Raw genomic sequence first — 13426 nt, forward strand, 5'->3', positions numbered from 1 at the left:
TTTATAAAATTTGTTGTGCGTGTTCTTTTGTTTTCACCTCTTTGGGAGAGATGATACGTTCAATCACGCCTTCTTCGTTGATGATGAAAGTCGTACGGAATATACCCATATATTTACGTCCGTACATACTTTTTTCTCCCCATACTCCGAATTGTTCTACCAACTTCTTGTCGGTATCGGCAATAAGAGTAAAGGGCAGCTCGTTCTTTTCAATGAATTTCTGATGCGATTTGGCATCATTCACACTGACACCGATTACTTCATAACCATGGGCGCGCAGTTCCGCATAATTATCACGCAAGTTACATGCCTGGGCAGTACAACCCGATGTCATATCTTTAGGATAAAAATAGAGTACTATCTTTTTTCCTTTGTAATCACTTAAACGAATTTCTTCTCCTTTTTCGTTCAAGCCTAATATTTCTGGGACTTTATCTCCTATGTTCATTTTTTTAGTGGTTAATGATTTATGGTTATTGTGGCCGCAGGTATGAATTACTTACCATGGGCCGTTAATCACTTTTTAAAGTTCTAAATCACCATCAAATACTTCATGCCAAGGCAGCCCTTGTTTGTTCAGTTGTTCCATAAATGGATCGGGATCAAACTCTTCTACATTCCATACTCCTGGACGTTTCCACAATCCTTGCAGGAACATCATGGCTCCAATCATGGCAGGAACTCCTGTTGTATAGCTCACTCCCTGCATTCCAGTTTCTTTGTAAGCTTCTTGATGGCTACAGTTGTTGTAAACATAGTAAGTACGTTCTTTGCCATCCTTTACGCCTCGGATGCGGCATCCGATAGAAGTTTCGCCTTCATAATTTTCTCCTAGATCCTGTGGATTGGGGAGTACGGCTTTTAGGAATTGTAACGGAACAATTTTCACTCCGTTATAATCTATTTCGTCAATACGGGCCATACCGATATTCTGGATGACACGCAGATGAGTCAGATATTCCTGACCGAAAGTCATCCAAAAGCGAGCACGTTTGATAGTCGGGAAATTCTTAACTAATGATTCCAGCTCTTCATGATACAGCAAGTAGGAATCACGAGGACCGATATTGGGATAAGTCAGATCCTTGTGGTATTCCAATGGTTTGGTGGTCACCCATTTGCCTTCTTCATAATAACGTCCGTTCTGAGTAATTTCGCGGATATTGATTTCAGGATTAAAATTGGTAGCAAACGCTTTGTGATGGTTACCGGCATTACAGTCCACAATATCCAAGTAGTGCATCTCGTCAAAATGATGTTTTGCAGCGTAGGCTGTATAAATACCACTTACTCCCGGGTCGAACCCACAACCCAGTATAGCTGTCAGTCCTGCGTTTTCAAAACGTTTCTTATAAGCCCACTGCCAACTGTATTCGAAATGAGCTTCATCTTTCGGTTCATAGTTTGCTGTATCCAGATAATTCACTCCAGCCTTCAGACAAGCTTCCATGATGGTCAGATCTTGATAAGGCAGAGCTACATTGATGACGATTTCGGGTTTGAAACTATTAAACAGGGCTACCAGTTCGTCTACATTGTCCGCATCTACCTGTGCAGTCTTAATAGCTGGATTGCCGATAGCTTTTACGATTGCATCACATTTTGATTTTGTACGGCTGGCGATCATGATGTCAGTGAATACATCCGGATTCTGAGCCACTTTGTGTGCTACGACAGTACCTACACCGCCTGCACCGATAATTAATACTTTACCCATTTGCTGTTTTTTATTCTTGTTAAAATAAAATGCCCGGCAAACATTACCGTTCACAGGGCAAAGATAACAAAATATTTTGGGTATTAGTTGATACGATCTAGTTTCTTATTGGTGAAATCTAATGTTTTTCTTTCGTAGGACCATGTTTCATGGCCACCCGTGACTATATGAATGCGTATGGGATTACCCAAAGCCAAACGACATTCGTCGGTTGTCATTCCTTTCCGTACCTTACCGCGGCTTATCATGTTCCAAACTTCTTCTGTGATATTCGGATACTTGGCTCGTAAGTTACCTATGCCGAATAGAACCGTAAAATAATTGTCTGATTGTAAAATCACATCAACTACACTCGTATGGGTGAATGTAGCTTTTATCTTATAATTCTTTCCATCTATGTCTTCCAGCTCTAAAAAGATGTAAGGGGAGTTGTTTTGTGAGATTATATTTTTGATGGTGAATTGTGTATATCGGGGAAGTCTCACCGGAGTGTCTGTTTCATCCAGACATTCCGTTTCCGCTTTCAGATAGACAGGTTTTTTCCCATATTTGCTCATCAGGTTCTTTGATTTTTTTGTATTTGCATCACTGAAGCTAAATGAATTTGGAAAATATTTATTTTTATTTTCCATAATAAAATCACTGTCTGCCATGCCGCAATTAGTCTTTGATATAGCTACCGGCTGATAGTAGGTGTTTCCTTTCTTGTCTTGGAATACGATTTTTACAGGGTATGCGCGGCTGCCCACTCTGACAGCTGTTACAGTTACTTCTTCATTCATACCAATCGGGACTTCTTTATAGCCCGATGTGCTGTTGGGGTCATCTATACGTACTTTGTTGGTACGCATATATAAGGTTTGTCTTTCCAGCAACTCTTTGGCTATGTCCACATCACCCAGGTAGGCAAGGGTAGGGATACCAGCTTTGGGCTTTAGGCAATATTGTTCCAAAGTGGTGTTTTTAAGTTCGTGATAATATTGTTGCCCTTCACATTCAAAGTTAAAATGTACAAAACCCCGTTCGGTAATTTCCGAACCTAGATATTCAAAAATTTTATGTTTTAAATCTCCTGTATCCACCTCCTTATTAGTCTCCGTCGATTTAAAAGGAGGAATAATGATGTCTTTACGTTCCGGTATCACCATGAATTTCATGCCTGGTGTCCAGTCACACAGGTTGTAATGCTTGAAATGATCGTTTATAAACTGTTTTTCCAAAGACTCTACGGAAATACTTGTTTGTTGTGAAGTAGTCGTGACTATATATCCGTTTTGTGCATAAGTGCATAAGCTACAGCTTGTTGCCCCAATTAAAATGGTTAAAAACTTTTTCATCGCTTTAAGTGTTAGTATATATAAATTGATACAAAGGTATAAAATTTTTGTGTATAATTGCTATAGTGAAAAATAAAATGGTTAGTTTTGCACACTAAACTAACAGATTTAACAAAAAAATAATATGAAAAAACTAGTATTAGAAATGATGGCTATTTGTGCCGGAGCATTGATTGTATCTTGTGGTAGTGGAAAGAATATGTTGTCTGTTTCTTCTCTGGATGGGGAATGGAATATTACAGAGGTGGATGGACAAAAGATATCTACAGAGAGAATGCCTTTCATTGGTTTTGATGTAGCTCAGAAACGTATTTATGGAAATAGCGGATGTAACCGTATGATGGGAAGTTTTGAAGCCGACTCTCTGAAGCCAGGTACATTGAAGTTTGGACAGATAGGAAGTACCCGCATGATGTGCCCTGATATGAAGACTGAGCAGATGGTATTGGGTGCATTGGATAAAGTGACTTCTTTCCAGACGGTTTCTGACAAGCCTAGTGTGATAACTCTATGTAATCAAGATGGTCAGCCGTTGATGACTTTGGAAAAGAAGGCGGCTCCGGAAGTGTCACTGTCTGATCTTTCAGGAGAATGGGTTATTGAATTGGTGAATGGAAAGAAGATTGTAGGTACGGCTGAGGTAACTCCTTTTATCGGTTTTAATTTGGATGAAAGCCGCATTTACGGTAATATGGGCTGTAATACTATTAATGGTGCATTAACGCAGGAAGATGGAAAACCCAATTCTTTGAGATTTGACAATGTTGCTACTACCATGATGATGTGTCCTGATATGGAAACTGAAACTATTGTGCTGAATGCTTTGAATGAAACAAAAAGTTTCAGCATGAAAGATAATAAAGTATACTTATTAGGTGAAAATGGAAATGAATTGCTGGTGTTGAAGAAACGATAATCCATATACATTCAAATAGATATGGTCGGCCTATTTTCTCATAAACGAGAAAATAGGTCGATTGCATTTATGGCATTATGGTAGGATGCTGACAAGTATTCTGTTTGGTGGAATTCTGACATTCTTGCCTTATATAAATCCATCTAAAAGTATCATATAACAAATAAATCAGTCATTTTGTCAGCCTTTGTCACATTCTTATTTTTGGCATACCGTTTGTTTTATGAAGGACGTGCGGTTGGTGCACCAAAGAAAAAAAGAAATCCTTCGTGAACCATTCGCCAAGAAATCAGTTTAATTGAAAACAAATAAATAAAGATATATAATTATGGGAAAGATTATTGGTATTGACTTAGGAACCACAAACTCATGTGTTTCAGTATTTGAAGGTAATGAACCGGTAGTAATCGCAAACAGTGAAGGTAAACGTACTACTCCGTCTATCGTTGCATTTGTCGACGGTGGCGAACGTAAAGTAGGTGATCCTGCAAAACGTCAGGCAATCACTAACCCGCAACGTACTATTTTTTCTATCAAGCGTTTCATGGGTGAAACTTGGGATCAGGTACAGAAGGAAATAGCCCGTGTCCCTTATAAAGTAGTGAAAGGTGACAATAATACCCCACGTGTAGATATCGACGGACGTCTTTATACTCCGCAAGAAATTTCAGCTATGATTCTGCAGAAGATGAAGAAAACAGCTGAGGATTATCTGGGACAAGAAGTTACAGAAGCCGTTATCACCGTTCCGGCATACTTCTCGGACTCACAACGTCAGGCTACTAAAGAGGCTGGTCAGATTGCAGGTTTGGAGGTTAAACGTATTGTGAACGAACCGACAGCCGCTGCCTTGGCTTATGGGCTTGATAAGGCTCACAAAGATATGAAGATTGCTGTGTTCGACCTTGGTGGTGGTACATTTGATATCTCTATCCTTGAATTTGGTGGTGGTGTGTTCGAAGTACTTTCTACTAATGGTGATACTCATTTGGGTGGTGACGATTTCGACCAAGTGATCATTGATTGGTTGGTGCAGGAATTCAAGAATGACGAAGGTGCGGATTTGACAAAAGACCCGATGGCAATGCAGCGTTTGAAAGAGGCTGCAGAAAAGGCAAAAATTGAATTGTCTTCTTCTACTTCAACTGAAATCAACCTGCCATACATCATGCCCGTAGACGGTATGCCTAAGCACTTGGTTAAGACTTTGACCCGTGCTAAATTTGAAGCTTTAGCTCACAATTTGATTCAGGCTTGTCTTGAACCTTGTAAGAAAGCTATGAGCGATGCAGGTCTGAGCAACTCTGATATCGATGAAGTAATCCTTGTAGGTGGTTCTTCTCGTATTCCGGCTGTTCAGGAATTAGTAGAGAAATTCTTCGGCAAGACTCCTTCTAAGGGCGTGAATCCTGATGAAGTTGTTGCTGTAGGTGCTGCTGTTCAGGGTGCTGTTTTGACAGATGAAATCAAGGGCGTTGTATTGCTGGATGTTACTCCGTTGTCAATGGGTATCGAAACATTGGGTGGTGTAATGACTAAGTTGATTGATGCAAACACTACTATCCCGGCTCGTAAGAGTGAGACCTTCTCTACAGCTGCCGATAACCAGACTGAAGTGACTATCCATGTACTTCAGGGTGAACGTCCGATGGCTTCACAGAATAAATCAATCGGTCAGTTCAATTTGACTGGTATTGCTCCAGCTCGTCGTGGTGTTCCTCAGATTGAAGTAACGTTTGATATTGACGCTAACGGTATTTTGAAAGTATCTGCAAAGGATAAGGCTACCGGTAAGGAACAAGCTATCCGTATCGAAGCCTCCTCTGGTTTGAGTAAGGAAGAAATCGAAAAGATGAAAGCCGAAGCTGAAGCTAATGCAGAAGCAGACAAGAAGGAACGTGAAAAGATTGACAAATTGAATCAAGCTGATTCTATGATTTTCTCTACTGAAAATCAGTTGAAGGAATTAGGTGACAAGTTGTCGGCTGATAAGAAAGCCCCGATTGAAACTGCTCTTCAGAAACTGAAAGATGCTCATAAGGCACAGGATTTGGCTGCTATTGATACTGCCATGGCTGAACTGAATACAGCATTCCAGGCTGCCAGCGCTGAAATGTATGCTCAGAGTGGTGCACAAGGTGGCGCTCAGGCTGGTCCGGGTGCAGGTGCAGGACAACAGGCTAATCAAGGTTCTTCTTCTAATAACAAAGAAGATATTCAGGATGCAGATTTTGAGGAGGTGAAATAAGCACATAGAGAAATAAGAATACAATATCAAATGGAAAGCGTGTAGCTCAATGAGTTACACGCTTTTCTTGTTTTTGGCCGTACACAATAATATTGCTATCTTTGCGTTATTATTATAAACATCTGTACCTTATTTGTACCTGTAAGAAAAAGTAGATATGATGAGAAGAATAGATATTAAGAACTACAAAATGAATGAATTATGGCAGTAGCAAAGTATAAGATAGTACGGAAATGTCCTGTGTGCGGAGAAGAGTTCTTCGCAAGGACTTTGGAGTCCTGGTATTGTTCACCCAAATGCTCCAAGGTGGCGTGGAAGCGTAAGCATGATGAAGAAAAACGCCAACTTGAACTGGACAAGATTGTAAGCAATATGCCCAAGTCTAAAGAGTATATCAGCATAACGGAAGCGTATGCTATGTTTGGTGCAAGCCGCTCAACCATTTATAGGCTCATCTACATGAAAAAGATTTCCTTCATTGAGCCAGAGAAAGGAATACGACTTGTATGCAAAGGAGAACTAATGAATCTGTTTCCGTTAAGACAGTCTCCGCTTGACACCAAGCCAAGGAAACCAGTTACCATGTACCGCATGGAACCAGAGGATTGCTATACAATAGGTGAGATTTCCAAGAAATTTCATCTGGATGACAGCACCGTGTATGCTCATATACGAAAATACTCAATACCGACCCGGCAAATCGGTAATTATGTGTATGCTCACAAGGAATCAATAGACAAACTTTATAAAGATATAAAACCATTATGAAAAGATTAGATTATACTAAAGTCTCCGTCAAATTAAAGAAAAGTGAGTGGAGAGATGAGTGGTTCATCTATCTTGAAGCTTATCCTGTTTATGAGACGGGAAATGACAAACCCAAACGAGTGCGTGAATATCTCAGGAGGTCTATTACTACCCCTATATGGGATAAACGACGAAGCGAGCGAGCCGTTGCTGGTAGAATAAAGTACAAGCCCAAGCGAGATGACAATGGCGTTATTCAGTGTAAATCCAAGCAAGATATGGAAACTTGCCTTTATGCGGATGGCGTTCGAGTCCTGCGTCAAAAAGAGTACGACAACATGGCTCTCTTTACTGACCAGCAAATGGAAATGGCAGAACAAAGCGAACGCTCAAAATGCAATGTTCTGGAGTATATTGAGAAGTTAATCAAAGAAAGAGAGGAAACTGCGTCAGAATCGATAGTTGTCAACTGGCGCAGATTGCACACACTGTTGTCAATGTTTGCCAAGTGTGACTACATACAGTTCTCGCAGATTGACATGAAGTATATTGAGGCATTCCGTTCCTTCTTGATAAAGGCACCGCAGGGTGGTTCTAAGAAAGGAACTATTTCAAGGAATACGGCATCGACGTACTTCTCTATCTTCAAGGCGGCACTCAAACAAGCTTTCGTGGATGGCTATCTGAATTGTGATATTGCTGCCAAGGCTAAAAATATCATGTTTCAGAGTGCTCGAAGAGAGTATCTGTCACTGGAAGAACTTAATATATTGGCAAAGACTCCGTGTGATGATATACTAAAACGGGCAGCCTTGTTCTCTGCACTGACAGGAATGCGACATAGCGATATTCAAAAGCTTAAATGGTCAGAGGTTGAAGAATACAATGGTGGGTACCGTCTCAATTTCACTCAGCAGAAGACTAAGGGCGTTGAATACATGCCTATATCGCCACAGGCATACAAGCTTTGCGGTGAGCGCAAGAAAGACGGAGAACTGTTGGTGTTTGCCGGACTGCCTGACCCTTCATGGATATCTAGGCCTTTGGAACGGTGGGTAAAAGCATCAGGGATTACCAAGCACATCACCTTTCATTGCTTCCGCCACACCTATGCAACGTTACAATTGGCTAACGGTACAGACATATATACCGTAAGCAAAATGTTAGGGCATACCAATGTAAAAACCACGCAAATCTACGCAAAAGTAATTGACAAGAAGAAAGATGAAGCTACAGAAGCTTTTAAGTTGGACATAGATGAATAGTGATTATCATTTGTAAGCACTTAGTATAGAAGACCACTTGTATCAATAAGTCCTTTATTGTACAGGTGGTTTTTAGTGCCTTTCATTTTCAACATTCTATGTAATGATGCTATTGTTTTGGCACTTTAACCTTTCGTGGAAACCAAACATTTATAACAATAAACAGATAAAAATGAAAAAAGACAGCCTTTTTTGGCTTCTCTCTTTTTGAAGAGAGCAAGCGTGTCCACAAACATGTGGAGTGTACAGAAGACTTCTACAGAGAACTGTATGAGTTGTTTGAGATCGCAAGAAGTTGGTATCTTCAAGCTGAAAAGAATCATATGAAGACAGAGTACTTCATAGAACTATTTGAGCGCAGTCACCAATATATTGACTGTGATTGTGCACGTTGTAAGAACTCGCGACAGATGGCAATTGGCATTATTGGTACTTTGTTTAGAGACTCTAAGTGTGTGTCAATAATCAAGAAAAAAGAAGATTATTCCAAGCAGGAACTTATTGAGTTGTTTCTTCAACATGTGGGTACTGGTCTGCCAATCCTTACCCGAAAGAAATCGTCCATCCTCACTTTGGGATGCCAATTGTCAGACAGACAGATGGATTTGTTGGTAGAACTTGTCCAAAGTCACGACATATTTGATTTTGCCGACAACAGTGATGTGCGTAGCGAGTTGTGTCGCCTATTCAAGTGCGACTTGGACGCATCTATCCGTGTAAAGAATGTACGTAATGTAGCCGTACTGTTTGACGCTATGGCTCAATACCATTTGATAAACAATAATTGGCAATATGTCATGGGAGAAGGTCGCTTCTTAACCAGTATCAAAAAGGATGGAACAGAGAAATTCATAACTTCAAGTTGTCTTTCCTCTTCTCTTTCAAGGATAAGAAGAAACGTTTCCATGACAGCAAGTCAATATGCCATCTGCAAATCCATCGAACAGATATTAAGAGAGGAATAAATCACAATAATTCTGCTAAATGAAAGTAAAAACGTGATAGTTTGGTTGATACTGCCTTACTATCACGTTACTTTTTCTATTTAGTGACAGTCTCCCCATAACTTTGCATCAAAAATCATAAAAAATAATTAGCATGGAAGAAAATAGTATAAGATTTGAAGATATTCCCAACGCTATAACGGGGGTACTGAAAAAGCTGTCATCATTAGAAGACAAGATTGATGGTATATATGAACTTGTTCAATCAGAAAAAGAAGAAACATGGTTTACGGTTGCTGAATTATGTGCTTATCTCCCAACACATCCGGTAGAGCATACCATATATTGCTGGACAAGCAATCGGGAAATACCGTTTCACAAGAGAGGCAAACGCATCATGTTCCTCAAATCTGAGATAGATGAATGGCTTCAAGGAACCAAGGGCAAATCGAAGAACGAGATTCAAAGAGAAGCAGAGGAATATGTACTATCTACACAAAGAAAGAATAGACGGCTAATATAACCGTGCTACTGTCTGTAAACAATTTAATTAAGGTACGTGACACATGAATGAAAGACATTTTAGACTCTATGAGCGAATTGTCGCAATAGAAGACAGTTTGGAGGCTTTGGGACCTATTGACAAACTAATAGAGCGAATCGAGGAATTGGAGAAGATGGTCAAGCAGACCAAAACCGTCTTGGGGTTTGACGAAGCATGTAAGTATATTGGTGTTTCTGAAAGCCTGCTATACAAACTTACAGCCGCAAAAGAAGTTCCACACTATAAGCCAAGGGGAAAAATGCTGTATTTTAATAGAGAAGAAATCGACAAGTGGCTGCTCCAAAACAAACAAGAGGTCATTGGAATGGTAACGAAAATAGAAATTGATAATCCGAAAGAATGAAAATGGAAGAAAATAACAAACATGTACAGCCTAACTCAAAAGAGGAAGGAGTACAGCGTCTCAATCGCATATTGAGCGAATCGTTGATAAAGGCAACAGATACTTATAAAACACCTCCTCAGATTATATGGGTTGATAATTCCAGCATAGCCACATTGGGCAACTTCAGTGCTTCTACTGGTAAGGCAAAGGCGAAAAAGACCTTCAACGTGTCTGCCTTGGTAGCCGCTTCCCTCGCCAACGGCAAGGTACTGAACTATCGCGCCAGTCTGCCAGAGGGGAAACGCAAGATACTGTATGTAGATACGGAGCAGAGCCGCTATCACTGCCATAATGTGCTGGAGCGCATCCTGAAGCTCGCTGGTCTACCTACAAGCATCGACAACGAGAACCTTGACTTTATCTGTCTGAGAGAGTACACGCCCTCCGTCAGGATAGAGGTCATAGACTATGCGCTTGCCCAAGACCAAAGCTATGGACTGGTCATCATCGACGGAATCAGAGACCTGCTTCTCGACATCAACAATGCGGGAGAATCGGTCGAGGTCATCAACAAGATGATGGAATGGTCATCAAAGTATGACCTGCACATCCATTGCGTATTGCATCAGAACAAGGGCGACAATAACGTGCGCGGGCATATCGGTACGGAGATGAACAACAAGGCAGAGACGGTGCTTGTCATCACCAAGAGCACCACCAATCCCGACATCAGCGAGGTGAAGGCGATGCACATCCGTGAGAAGGAGTTCAAGCCGTTTGCCTTTACAGTCAATGAGGAAGGGTTGCCAGAGATTGTCGAGCACACGCCGGAGAAGGAAGAAGGTGACAAGCAACCGTCAAGGTTTACTTACCAAGACTTGACATCCGAACAGCATAACGAGGCGCTGACGGCTGCATTCAAGGAGAAACCTATCAAAGGATTCGATCGCATGGTGGAGGAATTAACGCAAGCCTATGCAGACATTGGCTTTAAGCGTGGCAGAAGCGTCATCATCAAAATGCTGAAATACCTGATTAACGAGCAAAAGCTCATAGTGAAGCGGGATAATCATTACTATTTCGGATATACACCTGCCGAGATTGACCTGTTCCATGAAGAGGAATAAAAACAGTTCAGAAACCAGTTTAGTTTACGTCCGTACCTATATATAAGAAATAAGGCCAAAGTAAACCGAAATCGGAGGCTGAATTGGGAAGCGGAAAAGTAGTTTAGCAAATGGTTTAGTTTACGGGTGTGCCTATATAGGAGAAAGGGTAAAGTAAACTGTTTCCATGGACAAAGTAAAACCGAACAAATGAAAGTACAATGAATATTGAACAATCGAAGAAACTGAGCATTATAGACTTCTTAGACAAGGAGAATGTAACGCTGAAAAAGAAGAAGGGCAATGCCTACTGGTATCTGTCACCCTTCAGGGACGAGAAGACCGCATCGTTCAAGGTCAGCAAGAAGGAGAACCTGTGGTACGACTACGCCATTAAGGAGGGCGGTGACCTTGTGGAGCTGGTAAAGCGTATGTATAACAAACAATCCGTTTCCGATGCCCTTGCCTACCTTGCGTCCAAGAGTATTGCCACTGTGGATAAGGCAATCGAGACCGCTATCGCAGCCAAGGAATACACGACAACCAAGATGAACGATGTGAAGCTGCTCCCACTGAGCAACCATTCTCTGCTGTCCTATTTCAGTAGCCGACGGATAGACATCACCATTGGCAGGATGTATTGCAGGGAGATACACTACAAGGTTGAGCAAAAACATTACTATGGCATTGCCTTTGGCAATCTGAGTGAAGGACATGAGGTGCGCAATCCCTATTTCAAGGGCTGCATCGGGCATAAGGACATCACCCTGCTTGCCCATACGTTCAACGAGTGGCAAAACGGTTGTCTGGTCTTTGAGGGCTTCATGGACTTCCTTGCTTATATGACCCTCGTTAAACAGCAAGACCGATGGTTTGTCGTTGAAAGCCCTTGCGACTATATGATACTGAACTCAGTCGCCAACCTCAAACAGGCATTGCATTACCTTGACCGTTACACCCACATCCATTGCTTCCTCGACAACGACCAGGCAGGACGCAAGACGGTTGAGAGCATCAGCAATGTATTCGAGTACAGGGTGACGGACGAGTCCTTCAGATATGCCGACTACAAGGATGTCAACGACTATCTGATGAGGAAGAAACGAACGGCATCTGAATGACATTATAAAGACGAAAACACCATCATTTGATGCAAAAATGGCTCAAATGCATTGAAATTACATATCAAATCTGCACTTTTTCGCCCAAACATGCTTGATTCTCAATTATTATCCTTATTTTTGCATCGTTTTAATACATTATTAAAATGTAGCAGAATGGAATTAAAAAAAGAAATAAGGATATTGGGCAGACGCTTTGAGGTGGAACCTCGTGCCAAGGAAAGCCTGAAAGGCATCACGGTTGGCGAGAAACTCTCATACCGTTTCTATGATGGCACATACCAAGGCACGCCCCTGCTGTTCGTTGAGCCCAAGAAGGGCAATCCCTCTCCACGGACTTGCGCCATCACGGGCAAGCGGTTGACCGAAGCCCTGGGACTGCCTGCGGTGTTTATCCTTGCGCCCGGACCCACCTACGAGCGACACAGACTGGCAGACAAAGGAGTCTTCTTTGTCATGTCCGAGGAATATGCCCATCTGCCAGGCATCATAGCATTGGAGAAGACAAGCAACAGGAAGATTGCCGAAGTATTGACCCCTGTGGCGCAATACATACTACTCTATCACCTACAGGTGGGCAGTATTGAAGGAATGTCGCCAAGGGATATTGCACCGTTGCTTCCATATTCTTACGAAAGCGTCACGTTGGGTGTCACCTGTCTTGAAGATGTAGGACTGTGTCAAAAGATTCAGAACGGACAGCGCAGCAAGGTGGTACACTTCGAGTTGAAGGGCAAGGAACTGTGGGACAAGGCTCAGAACGTCTTGCTGTCACCTGTGGAGAACCGCATCTTTTGCGATGACATACGCTTGGATGCGGAATACCCCGTATGCGGCATCAATGCCCTGGCACATTATTCCATGCTTAATCGTGACCGGGAAGAGATGATAATGATGACAAGCAAGGAATATCGTGCCGTCAAGTCGGCTGATGTCATGGAGAATCCCAACATCTATGACGGCAACTATATCATAGAGGTATGGAAATACCCTGTTGTCAGCAAAATGGGCGACAAAAGCCAGTGGGTTGATCGCCTTTCCCTTGTCCTTTCGTTGAGAGATGATGATGATCCGAGAGTAGAAAAAGAAGTAGAACGAATAATCAGTGAACAGAAATGGAAGGATTAGTCAAGTT

The 13426-nt window shown here is 41.7% G+C and carries 13 protein-coding genes; 10 read left to right on the forward strand and 3 right to left on the reverse strand.

Going from position 1 to position 13426, the window contains the following annotated elements; genetic code table 11:
- Position 1: 1 nt before the first annotated feature.
- The 3 genes from bcp to GKD17_RS05325 all read right to left on the reverse strand — a co-directional run bounded on the left by bcp (position 2) and on the right by GKD17_RS05325 (position 3054).
- Entirely contained in the window at positions 2–448 is a 447-nt protein-coding gene (gene bcp / locus GKD17_RS05315) for a thioredoxin-dependent thiol peroxidase (protein ID WP_007837334.1), read from the reverse strand.
- Between the two features lie 75 nt (positions 449–523).
- Complete coding sequence (locus GKD17_RS05320) at positions 524–1717, reverse strand: saccharopine dehydrogenase family protein (protein ID WP_007842483.1); 1194 nt, start codon at positions 1715–1717, stop codon at positions 524–526.
- A gap of 83 nt (positions 1718–1800) precedes the next feature.
- Positions 1801–3054, reverse strand: a complete 1254-nt coding sequence (locus tag GKD17_RS05325) for a hypothetical protein (protein ID WP_007837341.1) — start codon at positions 3052–3054, stop codon at positions 1801–1803.
- Between the two features lie 124 nt (positions 3055–3178).
- On the opposite strand from GKD17_RS05325, the gene GKD17_RS05330 reads away from it, so the two are divergent.
- The 10 genes from GKD17_RS05330 (at position 3179) to GKD17_RS05375 (ending at position 13419) form a co-directional block, all read left to right on the forward strand.
- Entirely contained in the window at positions 3179–3970 is a 792-nt protein-coding gene (locus GKD17_RS05330) for an META domain-containing protein (RefSeq protein WP_007837344.1), read from the forward strand.
- Between the two features lie 328 nt (positions 3971–4298).
- Positions 4299–6218, forward strand: coding sequence for a molecular chaperone DnaK (gene dnaK, locus GKD17_RS05335; protein ID WP_007837345.1), 1920 nt, complete (start codon positions 4299–4301; stop codon positions 6216–6218).
- Between the two features lie 201 nt (positions 6219–6419).
- Complete coding sequence (locus GKD17_RS05340; protein ID WP_005812876.1) at positions 6420–6986, forward strand: hypothetical protein; 567 nt, start codon at positions 6420–6422, stop codon at positions 6984–6986.
- A complete protein-coding gene (locus tag GKD17_RS05345; RefSeq protein WP_005812874.1) occupies positions 6983–8230 on the forward strand; it encodes a site-specific integrase in 1248 nt (415 codons plus the stop codon). The genes GKD17_RS05340 and GKD17_RS05345 overlap by 4 nt, the downstream gene beginning before the upstream one ends.
- 323 nt (positions 8231–8553) lie before the next feature.
- Positions 8554–9195 carry a hypothetical protein gene (locus GKD17_RS05350; RefSeq protein WP_005812872.1) on the forward strand — a complete coding sequence of 214 codons (642 nt, stop codon included), beginning with the start codon at positions 8554–8556 and terminating at the stop codon, positions 9193–9195.
- Positions 9196–9328: 133 nt separating this feature from the next.
- On the forward strand, positions 9329–9697 hold the full coding sequence (locus GKD17_RS05355) for a helix-turn-helix domain-containing protein (protein WP_004320284.1): 369 nt from the start codon (positions 9329–9331) through the stop codon (positions 9695–9697).
- 43 nt (positions 9698–9740) lie between these two features.
- A complete protein-coding gene (locus GKD17_RS05360; protein WP_005812869.1) occupies positions 9741–10082 on the forward strand; it encodes a helix-turn-helix transcriptional regulator in 342 nt (113 codons plus the stop codon).
- 2 nt (positions 10083–10084) lie between these two features.
- Positions 10085–11191 carry an AAA family ATPase gene (locus GKD17_RS05365; protein ID WP_005812867.1) on the forward strand — a complete coding sequence of 369 codons (1107 nt, stop codon included), beginning with the start codon at positions 10085–10087 and terminating at the stop codon, positions 11189–11191.
- A 200-nt stretch (positions 11192–11391) separates the two neighbouring features.
- On the forward strand, positions 11392–12291 hold the full coding sequence (locus GKD17_RS05370) for a toprim domain-containing protein (RefSeq protein ID WP_005812865.1): 900 nt from the start codon (positions 11392–11394) through the stop codon (positions 12289–12291).
- 156 nt (positions 12292–12447) lie between these two features.
- On the forward strand, positions 12448–13419 hold the full coding sequence (locus tag GKD17_RS05375) for a hypothetical protein (protein WP_005812863.1): 972 nt from the start codon (positions 12448–12450) through the stop codon (positions 13417–13419).
- Positions 13420–13426 lie beyond the last annotated feature (7 nt).

This window comes from Phocaeicola dorei (genome assembly GCF_013009555.1).
In the GTDB taxonomy this organism is placed as follows: domain Bacteria; phylum Bacteroidota; class Bacteroidia; order Bacteroidales; family Bacteroidaceae; genus Phocaeicola; species Phocaeicola dorei.

What these genes read in the sequence shown, in the direction of transcription:
- bcp (WP_007837334.1), bottom strand. Translation starts at nt 448, where the DNA reads ATGAACATAGGAGATAAAGTCCCAGAAATATTAGGCTTGAACGAAAAA.
- GKD17_RS05320 (WP_007842483.1), bottom strand. Translation starts at nt 1,717, where the DNA reads ATGGGTAAAGTATTAATTATCGGTGCAGGCGGTGTAGGTACTGTCGTA.
- GKD17_RS05325 (WP_007837341.1), bottom strand. Translation starts at nt 3,054, where the DNA reads ATGAAAAAGTTTTTAACCATTTTAATTGGGGCAACAAGCTGTAGCTTA.
- GKD17_RS05330 (WP_007837344.1), top strand. Translation starts at nt 3,179, where the DNA reads ATGAAAAAACTAGTATTAGAAATGATGGCTATTTGTGCCGGAGCATTG.
- dnaK (WP_007837345.1), top strand. Translation starts at nt 4,299, where the DNA reads ATGGGAAAGATTATTGGTATTGACTTAGGAACCACAAACTCATGTGTT.
- GKD17_RS05340 (WP_005812876.1), top strand. Translation starts at nt 6,420, where the DNA reads ATGGCAGTAGCAAAGTATAAGATAGTACGGAAATGTCCTGTGTGCGGA.
- GKD17_RS05345 (WP_005812874.1), top strand. Translation starts at nt 6,983, where the DNA reads ATGAAAAGATTAGATTATACTAAAGTCTCCGTCAAATTAAAGAAAAGT.
- GKD17_RS05350 (WP_005812872.1), top strand. Translation starts at nt 8,554, where the DNA reads ATGAAGACAGAGTACTTCATAGAACTATTTGAGCGCAGTCACCAATAT.
- GKD17_RS05355 (WP_004320284.1), top strand. Translation starts at nt 9,329, where the DNA reads ATGGAAGAAAATAGTATAAGATTTGAAGATATTCCCAACGCTATAACG.
- GKD17_RS05360 (WP_005812869.1), top strand. Translation starts at nt 9,741, where the DNA reads ATGAATGAAAGACATTTTAGACTCTATGAGCGAATTGTCGCAATAGAA.
- GKD17_RS05365 (WP_005812867.1), top strand. Translation starts at nt 10,085, where the DNA reads ATGGAAGAAAATAACAAACATGTACAGCCTAACTCAAAAGAGGAAGGA.
- GKD17_RS05370 (WP_005812865.1), top strand. Translation starts at nt 11,392, where the DNA reads ATGAATATTGAACAATCGAAGAAACTGAGCATTATAGACTTCTTAGAC.
- GKD17_RS05375 (WP_005812863.1), top strand. Translation starts at nt 12,448, where the DNA reads ATGGAATTAAAAAAAGAAATAAGGATATTGGGCAGACGCTTTGAGGTG.